The following is a 15301-nucleotide window of genomic DNA, read 5'->3' as shown; positions in this document are numbered from 1 at the left end:
ATCGCTGAGCCCCCGCACCGGACTCCCGTCAGACCTCTTCGACGCTGCTCGGCTCGCGCCGGGACAGGTCGATGCCGAGCTCCTCCGCTGCGCGGAAGACGTCCTCGTCGGTGTCGCGCATCTCGATGGACATGCCGTCCGAGGACAGCACCTCCACGTTGAGGCACAGGGACTGCATCTCCTTGATGAGCACCTTGAAGGACTCGGGGATGCCGGGCTCAGGGATGTTCTCGCCCTTGACGATGGCCTCGTAGACCTTCACGCGGCCGGTCACGTCGTCGGACTTGATCGTCAGCAGCTCCTGGAGGGCGTACGCGGCGCCGTATGCCTCCAGCGCCCACACCTCCATCTCACCGAAGCGCTGGCCACCGAACTGGGCCTTACCACCCAGCGGCTGCTGGGTGATCATCGAGTACGGGCCGGTCGAGCGGGCGTGCAGCTTGTCGTCGACCAGGTGGTGGAGCTTGAGGATGTACATGTACCCGACCGAGATCGGGTCCGGGAACGGCTCGCCGGAGCGGCCGTCGAACAGGCGCGCCTTGCCGGACGGGAGCACCATGCGCTCGCCGTCGCGGTTCGGGATGGTGTGCTGGAGCAGACCCGCGAGCTCGTCCTCACGCGCACCGTCGAAGACCGGGGTGGCGACGTTGGTGCCGGGGGCGACCTGGTCGGCACCGATGGCCTGGAGGCGCTGCGCCCACTCGTCGGCGAGGCCGGAGACGTCCCAGCCGCGGCTGGCGAGCCAGCCGAGGTGGATCTCCAGGACCTGTCCCGGGTTCATTCGGGACGGGACACCGAGCGGGTTGAGGATGATGTCGACCGGGGTTCCGTCCTCGAGGAACGGCATGTCCTCGATGGGCAGGATCTTGGAGATGACACCCTTGTTGCCGTGACGGCCGGCGAGCTTGTCACCGTCGGTGATCTTGCGCTTCTGGGCGACGTAGACGCGGACCAGCTGGTTCACGCCCGGGGGAAGCTCGTCGCCCTCCTCGCGGTCGAAGACGCGGACGCCGATGACCTTGCCGGTCTCGCCGTGCGGGACCTTCAGCGAGGTGTCACGGACCTCACGGGCCTTCTCACCGAAGATGGCGCGGAGCAGGCGCTCCTCCGGGGTCAGCTCGGTCTCACCCTTCGGGGTGACCTTGCCGACCAGGATGTCGCCGGCGACGACCTCGGCACCGATGCGGATGATGCCGCGCTCGTCGAGGTCGGCCAGGACCTCCTCGGAGACGTTCGGGATGTCCCGGGTGATCTCCTCGGGGCCGAGCTTGGTGTCACGGGCGTCGACCTCGTGCTCCTCGATGTGGATCGAGGAGAGGACGTCGTCCTGCACGAGGCGCTGCGACAGGATGATCGCGTCCTCGTAGTTGTGACCCTCCCACGGCATGAACGCCACGAGCAGGTTCTTGCCGAGCGCCATCTCACCGTTCTCGGTGGCGGGGCCGTCGGCGAGGACCTGGCCCTCGATCACGTGGTCGCCCTCGGAGACGACGACCTTCTGGTTGACCGAGGTGCCCTGGTTCGAGCGGGAGAACTTGGCCAGGCGGTACGTGATGTACGTGCCGTCGTCGTTGGCCACGGTGATGTAGTCGGCGGAGAGCTCCTGGACCACACCGGCCTTCTCGGCCTTGAGCACGTCGCCGGCGTCGGTGGCGCAGCGGTACTCCATGCCGGTGCCGACGAGCGGGGCCTCCGACTTAATCAGCGGAACGGCCTGACGCATCATGTTCGCGCCCATGAGGGCACGGTTGGCGTCGTCGTGCTCGAGGAACGGGATCATGGCGGTCGCGACCGACACCATCTGGCGCGGCGAGACGTCCATGTAGTCGACGTCGGACGGGGAGACGTAGTCGACCTCACCGCCACGGCGGCGGACCAGGACGCGGGGCTCGGTGAAGCGGAGCTCGTCGTTCAGGGTCGCGTTCGCCTGGGCGATGACGAAGCGGTCCTCCTCGTCGGCGGTGACGTAGTCGACCTCGTCGGTGACCTGGCCGTCGACGACCTTGCGGTACGGCGTCTCGATGAAGCCGAACGGGTTGACCCGGCCGTACGAGGCGAGCGAACCGATCAGACCGATGTTCGGGCCTTCGGGGGTCTCGATCGGGCACATGCGTCCGTAGTGGGACGGGTGCACGTCTCGGACCTCGAAGCCGGCCCGCTCACGGGACAGACCACCCGGGCCAAGAGCCGACAGACGGCGCTTGTGGGTGAGACCCGACAGCGGGTTGTTCTGGTCCATGAACTGCGACAGCTGGCTGGTGCCGAAGAACTCCTTGATGGAGGCGACGACCGGCCGGATGTTGATCAGGGTCTGCGGCGTGATCGCCTCGACGTCCTGGGTGGTCATGCGCTCGCGCACGACGCGCTCCATACGGGCGAGACCCGTACGGACCTGGTTCTGGATGAGCTCGCCGACGTTGCGCAGGCGGCGGTTGCCGAAGTGGTCGATGTCGTCGGTCTCGACGACGATCGTCTGACCGGAGGCGGCGACGGCCTCGGTCTCACCGGCGTGCAGCTGCACCAGGTACTTGATGGTCGCGATGATGTCGTCCGTGGTGAGGACACCCGCGTCCAGCGGCTCGTCGGCGCCGAGCTTCTTGTTGACCTTGTAGCGGCCGACCTTCGCGAGGTCGTAGCGCTTCGGGTTGAAGTACAGGTTCTCGAGCAGCGTCTGGGCGGCCTCGCGCGTCGGCGGCTCGCCCGGACGGAGCTTGCGGTAGATGTCGAGCAGCGCGTCGTCCTGGCCCTGGGTGTGGTCCTTCTCCAGGGTGGCGCGCATGGACTCGTACTCGCCGAACTCCTGCAGGATCTGCTCGGTGGTCCAGCCGAGAGCCTTGAGGAGGACGGTGACGGACTGCTTGCGCTTGCGGTCGATGCGGACGCCGACCATGTCGCGCTTGTCGATCTCCATCTCCAGCCAGGCACCCCGGGACGGGATGATCTTGGCGGAGTAGATGTCCTTGTCGGACGTCTTGTCGATGGAGGAGTCGAAGTACACGCCCGGGGAGCGGACGAGCTGCGACACGACGACACGCTCGGTGCCGTTGATGACGAACGTGCCCTTGTTCGTCATGAGCGGGAAGTCGCCCATGAAGACCGTCTGGGACTTGATCTCGCCGGTCTCGTTGTTCGTGAACTCGGCCGTGACGAAGAGCGGGGCACCGTAGGTGAAGTCACGGTCCTTGCACTCGTCGATCGAGTTCTTCGGCGGCTCGAAGCGGTGGTCGCGGAAGGTCAGCGACATCGACCCGGAGAAGTCCTCGATCGGCGAGATCTCCTCGAAGATCTCCTCCAGACCGGACTTCGTGGGGACGTCGTAGCCCGACTCAAGGGCGGCCTCGACGCGAGCCTTCCACGCGGCGTTGCCGAGCAGCCAGTCGAAGCTCTCGGTCTGAAGCGCGAGGAGGTTCGGAACCTCGAGGGGCTCCTTGATCTTTGCAAAGGAGATGCGCAGCGGGGCGGTGCTGGCACCGTTGTTCGTATTGGTCGAGGCGTTGCGCGAGGCGGCCAAGAGGGGGTCCTTCCGAGGGCTCGGACTCACTGCGCGCGTACCGGTCCCTGCGGAGCTCCTTGGAAGACGATTACCCGATTGGCCAAAAGACCAGGTCAGAGTGGGTCGACCAGCGAAGCGGTTGCGAGGGGATGCCCCTGGTGACGGGCAGGGGGCAGCTAACAGGCAGCGCAAAGGGTCAGTGTAGCCACTTGGCCCACTGATGTCCAGGGCGAGTTCTTCGCGACCCTCGTTGCTCTCAACTCCGCGCTACGTCGCGCCGTGCGGCGCACCTCGATACTGCCCGTTCGGTCGTCGATCCATGCCTCGGATTCGGATCGTTGTGACGACGCGTCCTGAGAATTGCGCGGTCCGTGCTGTTCGTCAAGGCCCCCGCCGCCGGAGCGGCGCCGAGCGGCGCACGGCGAAGATCACCATACTCCGCTTCCGGAGCCCGGCACGACCACCGCCACGCGGGTCCCGGGAACGCCGAAAGGCGACCATCCAGATGGATGATCGCCTTTCACGCTGTGAGCGTTACACGCTCAAGGAGTCGCTACGACTCGCAGAGGTCTTACTTGACCTCGACGGAGGCGCCGGCGCCCTCGAGGGCCTCCTTGGCCTTGTCAGCGGCGTCCTTGGCAACCTTCTCGAGGACCGGCTTCGGGGTGCCGTCGACGAGGTCCTTGGCCTCCTTCAGACCCAGGGAGGTCAGCTCGCGCACGACCTTGATGACCTGGATCTTCTTGTCACCGGCGCCGGTGAGGATGACGTCGAACTCGTCCTTCTCCTCGACCTCGGCGACAGCGCCGGCGCCCGGGGCACCCGGGGCGGCAACGGCGACGGCCGCGGCGGCGGTGACGTCGAACTTCTCCTCGAACGCCTTCACGAACTCGGAGAGCTCGATGAGGGTCATGCCTTCGAACTGCTCGAGGAGCTCGTCCTGGGTGAGCTTCGCCATGATGGGCGATCCTTCCACTAATTCGGCTGGTGCCGGATGTTCTGGGTGAGGCGGGCGTACGTCGGGCCCGCTGCGACCCTCGCCACCGTCAGGCGGCAAGGATCAGAAAGCGAGCCGAATTACTCGGCACCGCCCTGCTCGGCCTGCTTGGCGCGAAGAGCGTCCACGGTGCGGACGAGCTTCGACGGCAGCGCCTGGAAGAGCGAGGCAGCCTGAGACTGCTTGCCCTTGAAGGCACCGGCCAGCTTGCTGAGCAGAACCTCGCGGGACTCGAGGTCCGCAAGCTTCTTGATGTCGTCGGCGGAGAGAGCCTTACCGTCAAGGACACCGGCCTTGATGATGAGGTTCGGGTTCTCCTTGGCGAAGTCACGCAGAGCCTTGGCCGACTCCACCGGGTCACCGGTGATGAAGGCGGCACCCGTCGGACCAGCGAACTGGTCGTCGAGCGAGGTGATCCCAGCCTGGTTGGCCGCAATCTTGGTCAGCGTGTTCTTCACCACGGCGTACTGGGCGTTCTCACCGAGCGAACGACGCAGCGTCTTGAGCTGCGCCACGGTGAGACCCCGGTACTCGGTCAGCACGACGGCGTTGGAGCTCTGGAACGCGTCCTTGAGCTCGGCCACCGATGCAGCCTTGTTGGGCGTCGGCATAGTGCGTCAGCCTCCTTCCGGGTGATGAGGACCGCTCAGAAGGGGCTGAACAAACGAAAACGCCCCGGGCGCAGGCGCACGGGGCTCAGCTCGACCGAACCGGAATGAACCGGACCGGGAACTCTTCCACTGACACCTGCGCGGGTCGTTCGCGTCTCTCAGCGAATCCTTCGGCCACCACACCCTTGCGGGCGCAGCGACGACCAGCGGTCTTTGGCTTCTGTGGAAGAGTACGTGACGGGGACGGCCGGGGGCAAATCAGCCCTGGGCGCCGGCCTGGCCGAGCTGTTTCATCATCTCCATGAAGTCGAAGGTGTCCTTGGCCGGCGGTGCCTGGACGGTGGCCTGGGTGCCGTAGTCGGAGTAGAGGGCGGTCACCCTCACGACGCCCTGCGGCATCTTCATGCCGACAATCATCTTGGCCGGGTAGCCGTCCTCGTTGACCCAGAGCTCGGTGTCGTACCCCTTCACGCCGGCCTTCTTCACGCCGTCGATCAGGGCCTTGCGGTCCTTCTCCGGCAGCCCGTCGAACGCCTTGCTGTCGTTCACGGCCTGGTCGAAGGAGATCGAGCCCTTGTAGTGCTCGGTCTGGGCGCCCGCGACCTTCTCCGGGCCGACGTGCTTGATGCCGGGCGACTCCAGGAGCAGGGCGAGCTGCTGCGCCGGGTCCTGGTTGGCGCTGCTCATGCTCTGGCTCATCTGCTTCTGCAGGGCCGCGTCGCCGGACTCCTTGGCCATGGCCGCGAAGTCCATCTTCATCCAGCGCTTGCCGTCCATCTGGTCGGCCGGCTTGGCGCCCATGTCCACGTACATGACACCGTCCCGCATGATCATGCGGGTCTTCTCATTGCCTCCGGCGGCGCCCTTGCCGAGCATGCCGCCGTTCATGGTGACGTCCATGACGGCCGGGTCCCAGCCCTGCACGCCGGACATCGTGGTGCTGCCGGCCTGGGCGCCCGCGCCCGTCATCTCGATCGTCATCGTGAACCTGGCCGACTTGGCGGCCGACGTCTTCTCGTACGCCGCCGTGAGCGCCTTCGTCACGTCGCCCAGCCCCTGCGCCTTCGCAGGCGCGTCCGCGGCCTTCTTCTGGCCCTGGTCGCCGTCGTCCTGGCAGCCGGCCACGCCCGTCACGACGGCCGCCGCCGTCAGCGCCACACCCGCGCGCTTCCATGCGGACACGGAAACGGTCATGAGTCCCCACCCCTTGTGGATCTGTCGATCGCTTGTCTTACCCCGCACGACCGTAGCCCAGGGCACCGACAGCGCCCCAACGAAAAACCGCCCCTCGGGCCTCCGAAGAGGCCCGAGGGGCGGTTTCAGGACGCTGGAGCCGCTCGCTTACGAGCAGGGCTCCCGAGCCGTCAGGCTCAGACCGCGGCCGGGTCCTCCTCGACGAGGAGGTTGCGGGTGCGGTTCGGGTCGACCGGAATGCCGGGGCCCATCGTGGTGGCGATGGCGGCCTTCTTGATGTAGCGACCCTTGGCGGCGGACGGCTTCAGACGGAGGATCTCCTCCAGGGCCGCGCCGTAGTTCTCCACCAGCTTGGCGTCGTCGAAGGACACCTTGCCGATGATGAAGTGCAGGTTCGAGTGCTTGTCGACGCGGAACTCGATCTTGCCGCCCTTGATGTCGTTGACAGCCTTGGCGACATCCGGGGTGACGGTGCCGGTCTTCGGGTTCGGCATGAGACCACGCGGACCGAGCACGCGGCCGAGGCGGCCGACCTTGCCCATGAGGTCCGGGGTGGCGACGACGGCGTCGAACTCGTTCAGGCGCTGGCCCTTGGAGATCTCGTCGATGAGCTCGTCGGAACCGACGATGTCGGCGCCCGCGGCGATCGCGGCCTCGGCACGGTCACCGGTCGCGAAGACCAGGACCCGGGCGGTCTTACCGGTGCCGTGCGGAAGGTTCACGGTGCCACGGACCATCTGGTCGGCCTTGCGCGGGTCGACGCCCAGACGGAAGGCCACCTCGACGGTGCCGTCGAACTTGGTGGCGGAGGTCTCCTTGGCCAGACGCACGGCCTCGAGCGGGGCGTAGAGCTTCTCCCGGTCGATCTTGGCGTCGGCAGCCCGGAGGGACTTGCTGCGCTTCACTTCTGCTCCTGGTGTTTCAGGTATGGAGTCGTGGTGCGGGCCAGCGCTTGGCCCTACCACTGGAGGACTACGGGGCTGATCAGCCCTCGACCGTGATGCCCATGGAACGGGCGGTGCCGGCGATGATCTTCGACGCGGCGTCCAGGTCGTTGGCGTTCAGGTCGGGCATCTTGGTGGTGGCGATCTCGCGGACCTGCGCCTCGGTGATCTTGGCGACCTTGGTCTTGTGCGGCTCGCCGGAGCCCTTCTCCACGCCCGCGGCCTTGAGGATCATCTTCGCGGCCGGCGGGGTCTTCGTGATGAAGGTGAAGGAACGGTCCTCGTAGACCGTGATCTCCACCGGGATGACCCAACCGCGCTGCGACTCGGTCGCGGCGTTGTAGGCCTTGCAGAACTCCATGATGTTGACGCCGTGCTGACCCAGCGCGGGGCCGACCGGCGGGGCCGGGTTGGCCGCACCGGCGTTGATCTGGAGCTTGATAAGCCCCGTGACCTTCTTCTTCTTGGGAGGCATAGCTCTCTCCGGGTCCTAGTGAGAGTTTTCAGCCGATCCGTCCGGTCATCCGGATGGAGGCATACCGCACCACGATAACGGGTATAGCAGTGCGGCTAAAAACCGAGCAGGTCAGAGGGGCTGTCACAGCCCCTCTGACCTGTCCGGAAACCTGGTGTGTCAGTTCTTCTGGATCTGGTCGAAGCTGAGCTCGACCGGGGTCTCGCGACCGAAGATCTCGACGAGGCCCTTGACCTTCTTCGAGTCGGCGTTGATCTCGTTGATCGTGGCCTGGAGGGTCGCGAAGGGACCGTCGGTGACGGTGACCGAGTCGCCGACCTCGAAGTCCAGCACCTGGACCTCGACCTTGCGGGCGGGAGCCGGACGGCCCTCGGCCTCGGCGGCCTCGCGGGCGGCCTTCTCCTCGGCCTCCGGGGCGAGCATCTTGACGATCTCGTCCAGGGTCAGCGGGTACGGGTCGTAGGCGTTGCCCACGAAGCCGGTGACGCCGGGCGTGTTGCGGACGACACCCCAGGACTCGTTCGTCAGGTCCATGCGGACGAGCACGTAACCGGGCAGCTTGTTCTGCCGGACGTTCTTGCGCTCGCCGTTCTTGATCTGGACGATCTCTTCCTCGGGGACCTCGGCCTGGTAGATGAAGTCCTCGACGTTCAGCGAGACGGCACGCTGCTCCAGGTTGGCCTTCACGCGCTTCTCGTAGCCCGCGTAGGTGTGGATCACGTACCACTCGCCGGGCAGACCGCGCAGCTCGTCACGGAGCGCGGCGACGGGGTCGACCGGGGCGGCGGGCTCGGCGGCCTCTTCCGCTTCCTCGGCCTCCTCGGCCTCTTCCTCGGCGGCCTCGAGGTCGGCGACCTCGGTGTCCTCGTCCTCGTCGGACTCCTCGGACCCCTCGAGCTCGGCGTCCTCGTCGGACTCGGTCTCCAGGGCGGCTTCCTCGGCGGCCTCGCCGGCCTCGGCGTCCGCAGCTTCGGCCTGGTCCTCGTCGGCCGCCTCGACGATGTCCAGCTCGTCCTCGACGGACTCGGACTCGAAGGCGTCGTTCAGGTTCGCGTCAGACACGGTGGCTGCTTCTTCCTGCGATACAGATGGGGTGGAACAAAAAGTCAGCCGAAGACGTACTTGACTGCTTCCTGAATGCCATAGTCAACCACGGTCACAAGACCGATCATGATGACAACGAAGACAATCACCACGGTGGTGTACGTCGTGAGCTGGTTACGCGTAGGCCAGACGACCTTACGGAGCTCGGCGACGACCTGGCGGTAGAAAGTCGCGAGACGGCCCAGAGGGCCCTTCTTCCCGCGCTTGCCGCCCTTCCGGGCCTTCTTCTTCGACTCGGGAGCAGCGTCCTCGGCATCAGGCATGTCGATGGAGCCTACGGCGTCCGTCACGAACTCTCACCTGATTCCGGGTCGTGGCCGTGCCGCGCCCGGAATGGAGCCGCACGGCGGTGCATTGAAGTACGTACATGCGCACACAACCTGGCGGTGTGTGTAGCAGGGCCGGAGGGACTTGAACCCCCAACCGCCGGTTTTGGAGACCGGTGCTCTACCAATTGAGCTACGACCCTTTGTGGCTTCCCCAACCTACCGCATCGTGAGATGTGGTCGGTGCGGGCCAACGAGCAGTGAGTGTACGTGGTCATGGGGCCTTACGTCGAACAGGTAACGCGCCGACCTGCCGGACGGCCCTCTCCGGACCCCGCCGGAGCGCCGCCGGGACACCGCGTACGACCGGGATTGACCGTTCCTGTCCGCTCCGTGAAACCCGTGTGCCGGGCCGTGACGGGGTCTGGGACGATGGCCGCATGAGCGCTGCTACCCCTCCCACCGAGCGCCGGGTCTCCGCCCGGATCGGTGCGATCTCCGAGTCCGCCACCCTCGCCGTCGACGCCAAGGCCAAGGCCCTCAAGGCCGCCGGGCGCCCGGTCATCGGCTTCGGCGCGGGTGAGCCCGACTTCCCGACGCCGGACTACATCGTCGAGGCGGCCGTGGAGGCGTGCAAGAACCCGAAGTACCACCGCTACACGCCGGCCGGCGGTCTGCCCGAGCTGAAGGCCGCCATCGCCGCGAAGACGCTGCGCGACTCCGGCTACGAGGTCGACACCTCCCAGGTCCTGGTGACCAACGGCGGCAAGCAGGCCATCTACGAGGCGTTCGCCGCGATCCTCGACCCGGGCGACGAGGTCATCGTCCCGGCCCCGTACTGGACCACCTACCCCGAGTCGATCCGCCTCGCCGGCGGTGTCCCGGTGGAGGTCGTGGCCGACGAGACCACCGGCTACCGGGTCTCGGTGGAGCAGCTGGAGGCCGCGCGCACGGAGAAGACCAAGGTCGTCCTCTTCGTCTCCCCGTCCAACCCGACCGGCGCCGTCTACTCGGAGGCCGAGACCGAGGCGATCGGCCGCTGGGCCGTCGAGCACGGCCTGTGGGTCCTCACGGACGAGATCTACGAGCACCTGGTCTACGGCGACGCCTCCGCCGTGTCCCTGCCGGCCGTCCTGCCGGAGCTGCGCGACAAGTGCATCGTCGTGAACGGTGTCGCCAAGACGTACGCGATGACGGGCTGGCGCGTGGGCTGGATCATCGGCCCGAAGGACATCGTGAAGGCCGCGACCAACCTGCAGTCGCACGCCACCTCCAACGTCTCCAACGTGGCGCAGGTGGCCGCGATCGCCGCCGTCTCCGGGAACCTGGACGCGGTCGCCGAGATGCGCAAGGCCTTCGACCGGCGCCGCCAGACGATGGTGCGGATGCTGAACGAGATCGAGGGCGTGTACTGCCCGACCCCGGAGGGCGCGTTCTACGCGTACCCGTCGGTGAAGGCGCTGCTCGGCAAGGAGATCCGCGGCAAGCGCCCGCAGAGCTCCGTCGAGCTGGCCGCGCTGATCCTGGACGAGGCCGAGGTCGCGGTCGTCCCGGGCGAGGCCTTCGGCACGCCGGGCTACCTGCGCCTTTCGTACGCGCTGGGCGACGAGGACCTGGTGGAGGGCGTGTCCCGGATCCAGAAGCTGCTCGCCGAGGCGCGCGACTGAGCACCGACTGATCTCAGTCACTGCGGGCCCTGCTTCTCCGGAAGCGGGGCCCGTTTTTACGTTCTAGCAAGGTCCCGATCGGGGAAACGGACTGTATTCGTCCATTCGGGTGCGGCAGGATCAGCCAATGGAGCACGTTTACCGCGACCTCGCCGCCCTTCCGAAGGCCCATCTGCACCTGCACTTCACCGGTTCGATGCGGCCCACCACCCTGATCGAGCTGGCCGACAAGTACGGGGTGCACCTCCCCGAGGCGCTCAAGAGCGGTACACCGCCCAAGCTGCGGGCCACGGACGAGCGCGGCTGGTTCCGGTTCCAGCGGCTCTACGACATCGCCCGCTCCTGCCTGCGCGAGCCCGAGGACATCCAGCGGCTCGTGCGCGAGGCGGCCCAGGAGGACGTCAGGGACGGCTCCGGCTGGCTGGAGATCCAGGTCGACCCCACCTCGTACGCGCCGCTGCTCGGCGGCCTCATCCCGGCCATGGAGATCATCCTGGACGCGGTGGAGGCGGCCTCGCGCGAGACCGGGCTCGGGATGCGGGTCGTGATCGCGGCGAACCGGATGAAGCACCCGCTGGACGCGCGCACCCTGGCCCGGCTCGCGGTGCGGTACGCGGACCGGGGCGTGGTCGGCTTCGGGCTCTCCAACGACGAGCGCCGGGGCATGGCCCGCGACTTCGACCGGGCCTTCGCCATCGCCCGCGAGGGCGGCCTGCTCGCGGCCCCGCACGGCGGCGAGCTGACCGGCCCCTCCTCCGTACGGGACTGCCTGGACGACCTGCGGGCGGCCCGGGTCGGGCACGGCGTACGGGCCGCGGAGGACCCGCGGCTGCTGCGCAGGCTCGCGGAGCGGCAGGTGACCTGCGAGGTGTGCCCGGCGTCCAACGTGGCGCTCGGCGTGTACGAGAAGCACGAGGACGTGCCGCTGCGCACGCTCTTCGAGGCGGGCGTCCCGATGGCCCTCGGTGCCGACGACCCTCTGCTCTTCGGCTCCCGGCTCGCCGCCCAGTACGCCATCGCCCGTGAGCACCACGGCTTCACGGACGTGGAGCTGGCGGAGCTGGCCCGGCAGTCGGTGCGGGGCTCGGCGGCGCCGGAGGACGTCCGGCAGAAGCTGCTGTCCGGGATCGACGACTGGCTGGCGGTGCCCGCCGCCTGACGCGCCGCCCGACGTCAGCTGATCCCGGCCATCAGGGTGCGGGCGATCGAGCGGGCGAAGTCGTCGAGGGACTGCGGGGGCCTGCCGTCCGGGGACATCTCCCAGGCGAAGGCCCGGTGCACGCAGGCCCCGAGGAGCAGGCTCGCCGCCGCCTGGCAGTCGGCGCCGGCGGAGATCCTTCCGTGCGCCTGCTCGGCGCGGAGGTACTCGGTGAGCCCCTCGATGGGCAGGTGCGGGCCGACGCCGAGCTCCCGCATGACCTCCTCGTGGCGGGCCTTGAGCTGCGGCTCGGCGTAGAGGGAGGCCGCCATCGGGAAGGTCTCCGCGTAGAAGAGCGCGGCCCGGCGGGCGATCTCCGCGAGGTTCTCCTCGACGCCGCGGCCCTGGGGGTCGACGGCGAGCGTGCCGAGGAGGGTGCCGAGGCGCGGGAGCCGCTCGTTGAGGACGGTGACGAAGAGCTCCTCCTTGCTGGAGAAGTACTTGTAGAGCGCCGCCTCGGAGCAGCCGGCCGCCTTCGCGATCTCCTTGGTGGTGGTACGGGCCAGGCCGGCCGTGCGCATGAGGTCGCGCGCGGCGTCGACGATCCGGGTCCGGGTCGGCTTCTGGTCCACGGCGGCTCCCGATTTCGGCTTGACGAGTGAGTGAGTACTTACCCACTCTAGGGGTGAGTGAACACTTACCCACCCCTAGGAGGGTGTGCCATGAAGCTCACCGTTTTCGGTGCCACCGGCGGCATCGGCCAGGAAATCGTCCGTCAGGCCCTGTCCGCGGGCCACGAGGTGACCGCCGTGGTCCGCGATCCGGCCCGCTTCACCGTCGCGGGCCCCGGCCTCGACGTCTTCCGCTCCGACCTCAGCGATCCCGAGTCCCTGCGCACGGCCGTCTCGGGCCGTCACGCGGTCCTCTCCGGCCTCGGCGCCCGCAGCCGCGCGGACGCCGGCGTCGCGGCCCGGCTGACCCGCTCGGTCCTGCACGCCATGGAGGCGGCCGGCACCCGCCGCCTGCTCGTCGTCAGCGCGGCGCCCCTCGGCCCGGTCCCGGCCGGCCAGGGCGTCACGGACAAGGCGATGCTCGCGGTCGTCAACGCCCTGCTCAAGGACGTCTACGCCGACCTGCGCGAGATGGAGGCCGCGCTCGCCGCGAGCGCGACCGACTGGACCGCCGTCCGCCCACCCCGCCTGACCGACAAGCCGGTCACCGGCCGCTACCGCCGTGTGGTCGGCGGCACCCCGCCCCGAGGCCGCACGCTGGCCCGCGCGGACGTGGCGCACGCGATGCTGGCGATGATCGACGACACGGCGACGGTGAGGCAGGGCGTGGGCGTGGCGTACTGATCGGATCCAGGATCCGAAAGACCGGATCGTGGAGGTTGTATCCAGAATCCGATCTCAGATCTCGACGCCGACGGTCACCGGCTCGTTGACCAGCGTGACCCCGAACGCCTCCCGCACCCCGGCGACCACTTCCCGGGCGAGCGCGAGCAGGTCCTCGGTGGTCGCCTCGCCGCGGTTGGTGAGGGCGAGGGTGTGCTTGGTGGAGATCCGGGCGGGCCCGGAGCCGTAGCCCTTCACGAAGCCGGCCTTGTCGATGAGCCAGGCCGCGGAGGTCTTCACCGCGCCGTCCTCGCCCGCCGGGTACGCGGGCGGGGCGGTGTCGGGCCCGAGCCGCTCGGCGACGCGGCCGAGGAAGGTCTCGTACTCCCCCGCCGTGAGGATGGGGTTGGTGAAGAAGGAGCCCGCCGACCAGGTGTCGTGGTCCTCGGGGTCGAGCACCATGCCCTTGCCGGCCCGCAGCTTGAGGACGGTCTCCCGGGCCTTCGCGAGCGGCACCCGGTCGCCGGCCTCGACGCCCAGCGCACGGGCCGTCTCGGCGTACTTGATCGGCGCCGACATCCCGTCGGCCTCTTCGAGCCGGAAGCGGACGCGCAGCACGACGTAGCGGTCGGGCTGGTCCTTGAAGCGGCTGTGGCGGTACGAGAAGGCGCACTCGGCGTTGGTGAGGACGACCGTCTCCTCGGCCCGCCGGTCGTACGCGACGACCTCGGTGATGGTGGCGGAGACGTCCTGCCCGTACGCGCCGACGTTCTGGATGGGCGTGGCCCCGGCCGAGCCGGGGATCCCGGCCAGGCACTCGATCCCGGCGAGCCCGGCCTCCACGGTCCGCGCGACGGCGTCCGTCCAGACCTCGCCGGCGGCCAGCTCCAGCGCCGTCCCGTCGAGCGTGAAGCCCCGGGTGGCGATGTGCAGGGCGGTGCCGTCGAAGCCCTTGTCGCCGATGACCAGGTTCGACCCGCCACCGATGACCAGGAGCGGGGTGCCGGAGGCGTCGGCCTCGCGGACCGCGGCGATCACCTCGTCGTCGGTGGTGGCCGTGACGAGCCGCGTGGCGGGCCCGCCGAGCCGGAAGGTGGTCAGGGGCGCGAGAGGGGCGTCGTGGAGTACGTGCACGGCCACAAGAGTACGGGCCCCTCCCGTACGGAAGGGGCCCGCGGCGGTCCTGGCGTCAGCCGAGCTGGACCACGGCCCGCGACATGCCGAGCACCTTCTGGCCGGCCGCCACGGCCGTGAGGTCCACCCGCACCCGCCGGTCGTCCAGCTTCGCCGCCACCTTCGCCGAGACCTCGATCACAGCGCCCTCGTCGTCGTTCGGGACGACGACCGGCTTGGTGAAGCGGACGCCGTACTCGACGACGGCCGCCGGGTCACCGGCCCAGTCCGTGACGACGCGGATCGCCTCGGCCATGGTGAACATGCCGTGGGCGATGACGTCGGGGAGGCCGACCTCCTTGGCGAACTTCTCGTTCCAGTGGATCGGGTTGAAGTCGCCGGAGGCGCCCGCGTACCGGACGAGTGTGGCGCGGGTCACCGGGAAGGTCTGCGCGGGCAGCTCGGTGCCGACCTCGACCTCGTCGTAAGCGATCTTCGCGGTCACGTTCAGGCCTCCTCGGGGGCGCGGGACACGAGCTTGGTCCAGGCGGTCACGACGTGCTCGCCGGTCTCGTCGTGGACCTCGCCGCGGATGTCCAGGATGTCGTTGCCGGCGAGGGACTTGATGGCCTCGATGGTGCTGGTGACCGAGAGGCGGTCACCGGCGCGCACCGGCCGGGTGTAGGCGAACTTCTGGTCGCCGTGCACCACGCGGCTGTAGTCCAGGCCCAGCTGCGGGTCCTCGACGACCTGGCCCGCGGCCTTGAAGGTGATCGCGAAGACGAAGGTCGGCGGGGCGACGACGTCGGGGTGGCCGAGTGCCTTGGCCGCCTCCTGGTCGGTGTACGCCGGGTTGGCGTCCCCGATCGCCTCGGCGAACTCGCGGATCTTCTCGCGGCCGACCTCGTACGGCGCGGTGGGCGGATAGGTCCGGCCCACGAAGGACTGGTCGAGCGCCATGGCCT

General features: G+C 68.6%; 15 protein-coding genes and 1 tRNA gene. 3 read left to right on the top strand and 13 right to left on the bottom strand.

What is annotated here, in order from left to right; translation table 11 throughout:
• Positions 1-28 precede the first annotated feature (28 nt).
• The 9 genes from rpoB to ACIRSU_RS23380 all read right to left on the bottom strand — a co-directional run bounded on the left by rpoB (position 29) and on the right by ACIRSU_RS23380 (position 9287).
• Entirely contained in the window at positions 29-3511 is a 3483-nt protein-coding gene (gene rpoB / locus ACIRSU_RS23420; protein ID WP_403795371.1) for a DNA-directed RNA polymerase subunit beta, read from the bottom strand.
• Positions 3512-4064: 553 nt separating this feature from the next.
• Positions 4065-4451: a 50S ribosomal protein L7/L12 gene (gene rplL / locus ACIRSU_RS23415; protein WP_403795368.1), complete on the bottom strand. Its 387-nt coding sequence runs from the start codon at positions 4449-4451 to the stop codon at positions 4065-4067.
• A gap of 119 nt (positions 4452-4570) precedes the next feature.
• A complete protein-coding gene (gene rplJ, locus ACIRSU_RS23410) occupies positions 4571-5101 on the bottom strand; it encodes a 50S ribosomal protein L10 (RefSeq protein WP_389204828.1) in 531 nt (176 codons plus the stop codon).
• 258 nt (positions 5102-5359) lie between these two features.
• Entirely contained in the window at positions 5360-6295 is a 936-nt protein-coding gene (locus ACIRSU_RS23405; RefSeq protein WP_403795364.1) for a hypothetical protein, read from the bottom strand.
• Between the two features lie 176 nt (positions 6296-6471).
• Positions 6472-7200: a 50S ribosomal protein L1 gene (rplA, locus tag ACIRSU_RS23400; RefSeq protein WP_403795361.1), complete on the bottom strand. Its 729-nt coding sequence runs from the start codon at positions 7198-7200 to the stop codon at positions 6472-6474.
• Between the two features lie 79 nt (positions 7201-7279).
• On the bottom strand, positions 7280-7714 hold the full coding sequence (gene rplK, locus ACIRSU_RS23395) for a 50S ribosomal protein L11 (RefSeq protein WP_030494213.1): 435 nt from the start codon (positions 7712-7714) through the stop codon (positions 7280-7282).
• Positions 7715-7873: 159 nt separating this feature from the next.
• Positions 7874-8776 carry a transcription termination/antitermination protein NusG gene (gene nusG / locus ACIRSU_RS23390; protein ID WP_403795358.1) on the bottom strand — a complete coding sequence of 301 codons (903 nt, stop codon included), beginning with the start codon at positions 8774-8776 and terminating at the stop codon, positions 7874-7876.
• A gap of 44 nt (positions 8777-8820) precedes the next feature.
• Positions 8821-9108: a preprotein translocase subunit SecE gene (gene secE, locus ACIRSU_RS23385; RefSeq protein ID WP_403795356.1), complete on the bottom strand. Its 288-nt coding sequence runs from the start codon at positions 9106-9108 to the stop codon at positions 8821-8823.
• Positions 9109-9214: 106 nt separating this feature from the next.
• Positions 9215-9287: transfer RNA gene (locus ACIRSU_RS23380), tRNA-Trp, on the bottom strand.
• Between the two features lie 237 nt (positions 9288-9524).
• Between ACIRSU_RS23380 and ACIRSU_RS23375 the strand changes: the two genes are divergently transcribed.
• A complete protein-coding gene (locus ACIRSU_RS23375) occupies positions 9525-10751 on the top strand; it encodes a pyridoxal phosphate-dependent aminotransferase (protein WP_403795354.1) in 1227 nt (408 codons plus the stop codon).
• A 127-nt stretch (positions 10752-10878) separates the two neighbouring features.
• Positions 10879-11910 carry an adenosine deaminase gene (locus tag ACIRSU_RS23370; RefSeq protein ID WP_403795352.1) on the top strand — a complete coding sequence of 344 codons (1032 nt, stop codon included), beginning with the start codon at positions 10879-10881 and terminating at the stop codon, positions 11908-11910.
• A gap of 14 nt (positions 11911-11924) precedes the next feature.
• Here ACIRSU_RS23370 and ACIRSU_RS23365 read toward each other — a convergent pair whose 3' ends face one another.
• Complete coding sequence (locus ACIRSU_RS23365; RefSeq protein ID WP_403795350.1) at positions 11925-12521, bottom strand: TetR/AcrR family transcriptional regulator; 597 nt, start codon at positions 12519-12521, stop codon at positions 11925-11927.
• A gap of 90 nt (positions 12522-12611) precedes the next feature.
• On the opposite strand from ACIRSU_RS23365, the gene ACIRSU_RS23360 reads away from it, so the two are divergent.
• Positions 12612-13244 carry an NAD(P)-dependent oxidoreductase gene (locus tag ACIRSU_RS23360; protein ID WP_403795347.1) on the top strand — a complete coding sequence of 211 codons (633 nt, stop codon included), beginning with the start codon at positions 12612-12614 and terminating at the stop codon, positions 13242-13244.
• Positions 13245-13298: 54 nt separating this feature from the next.
• Here ACIRSU_RS23360 and ACIRSU_RS23355 read toward each other — a convergent pair whose 3' ends face one another.
• The 3 genes from ACIRSU_RS23355 to ACIRSU_RS23345 are packed head-to-tail and all read right to left on the bottom strand — an operon-like array spanning position 13299 to position 15296.
• The gene (locus ACIRSU_RS23355; RefSeq protein WP_403795345.1) at positions 13299-14363 is read right to left on the bottom strand and encodes a UDP-N-acetylmuramate dehydrogenase; all 1065 of its coding nucleotides are present in this window, start codon (positions 14361-14363) and stop codon (positions 13299-13301) included.
• A gap of 49 nt (positions 14364-14412) precedes the next feature.
• Positions 14413-14841, bottom strand: coding sequence for a MaoC family dehydratase (locus ACIRSU_RS23350; protein WP_403795341.1), 429 nt, complete (start codon positions 14839-14841; stop codon positions 14413-14415).
• Positions 14842-14843: 2 nt separating this feature from the next.
• On the bottom strand, positions 14844-15296 hold the full coding sequence (locus ACIRSU_RS23345) for a MaoC family dehydratase N-terminal domain-containing protein (RefSeq protein WP_403795338.1): 453 nt from the start codon (positions 15294-15296) through the stop codon (positions 14844-14846).
• Between the last annotated feature and the right edge of the window lie 5 nt (positions 15297-15301).

Source organism: Streptomyces sp. NPDC101160 (genome assembly GCF_044768205.1).
In the GTDB taxonomy this organism is placed as follows: Bacteria; Actinomycetota; Actinomycetes; order Streptomycetales; family Streptomycetaceae; genus Streptomyces.
Note: the sequence above shows the minus strand (reverse complement) of the source record. Positions and strands in the feature narration are given on the sequence as shown.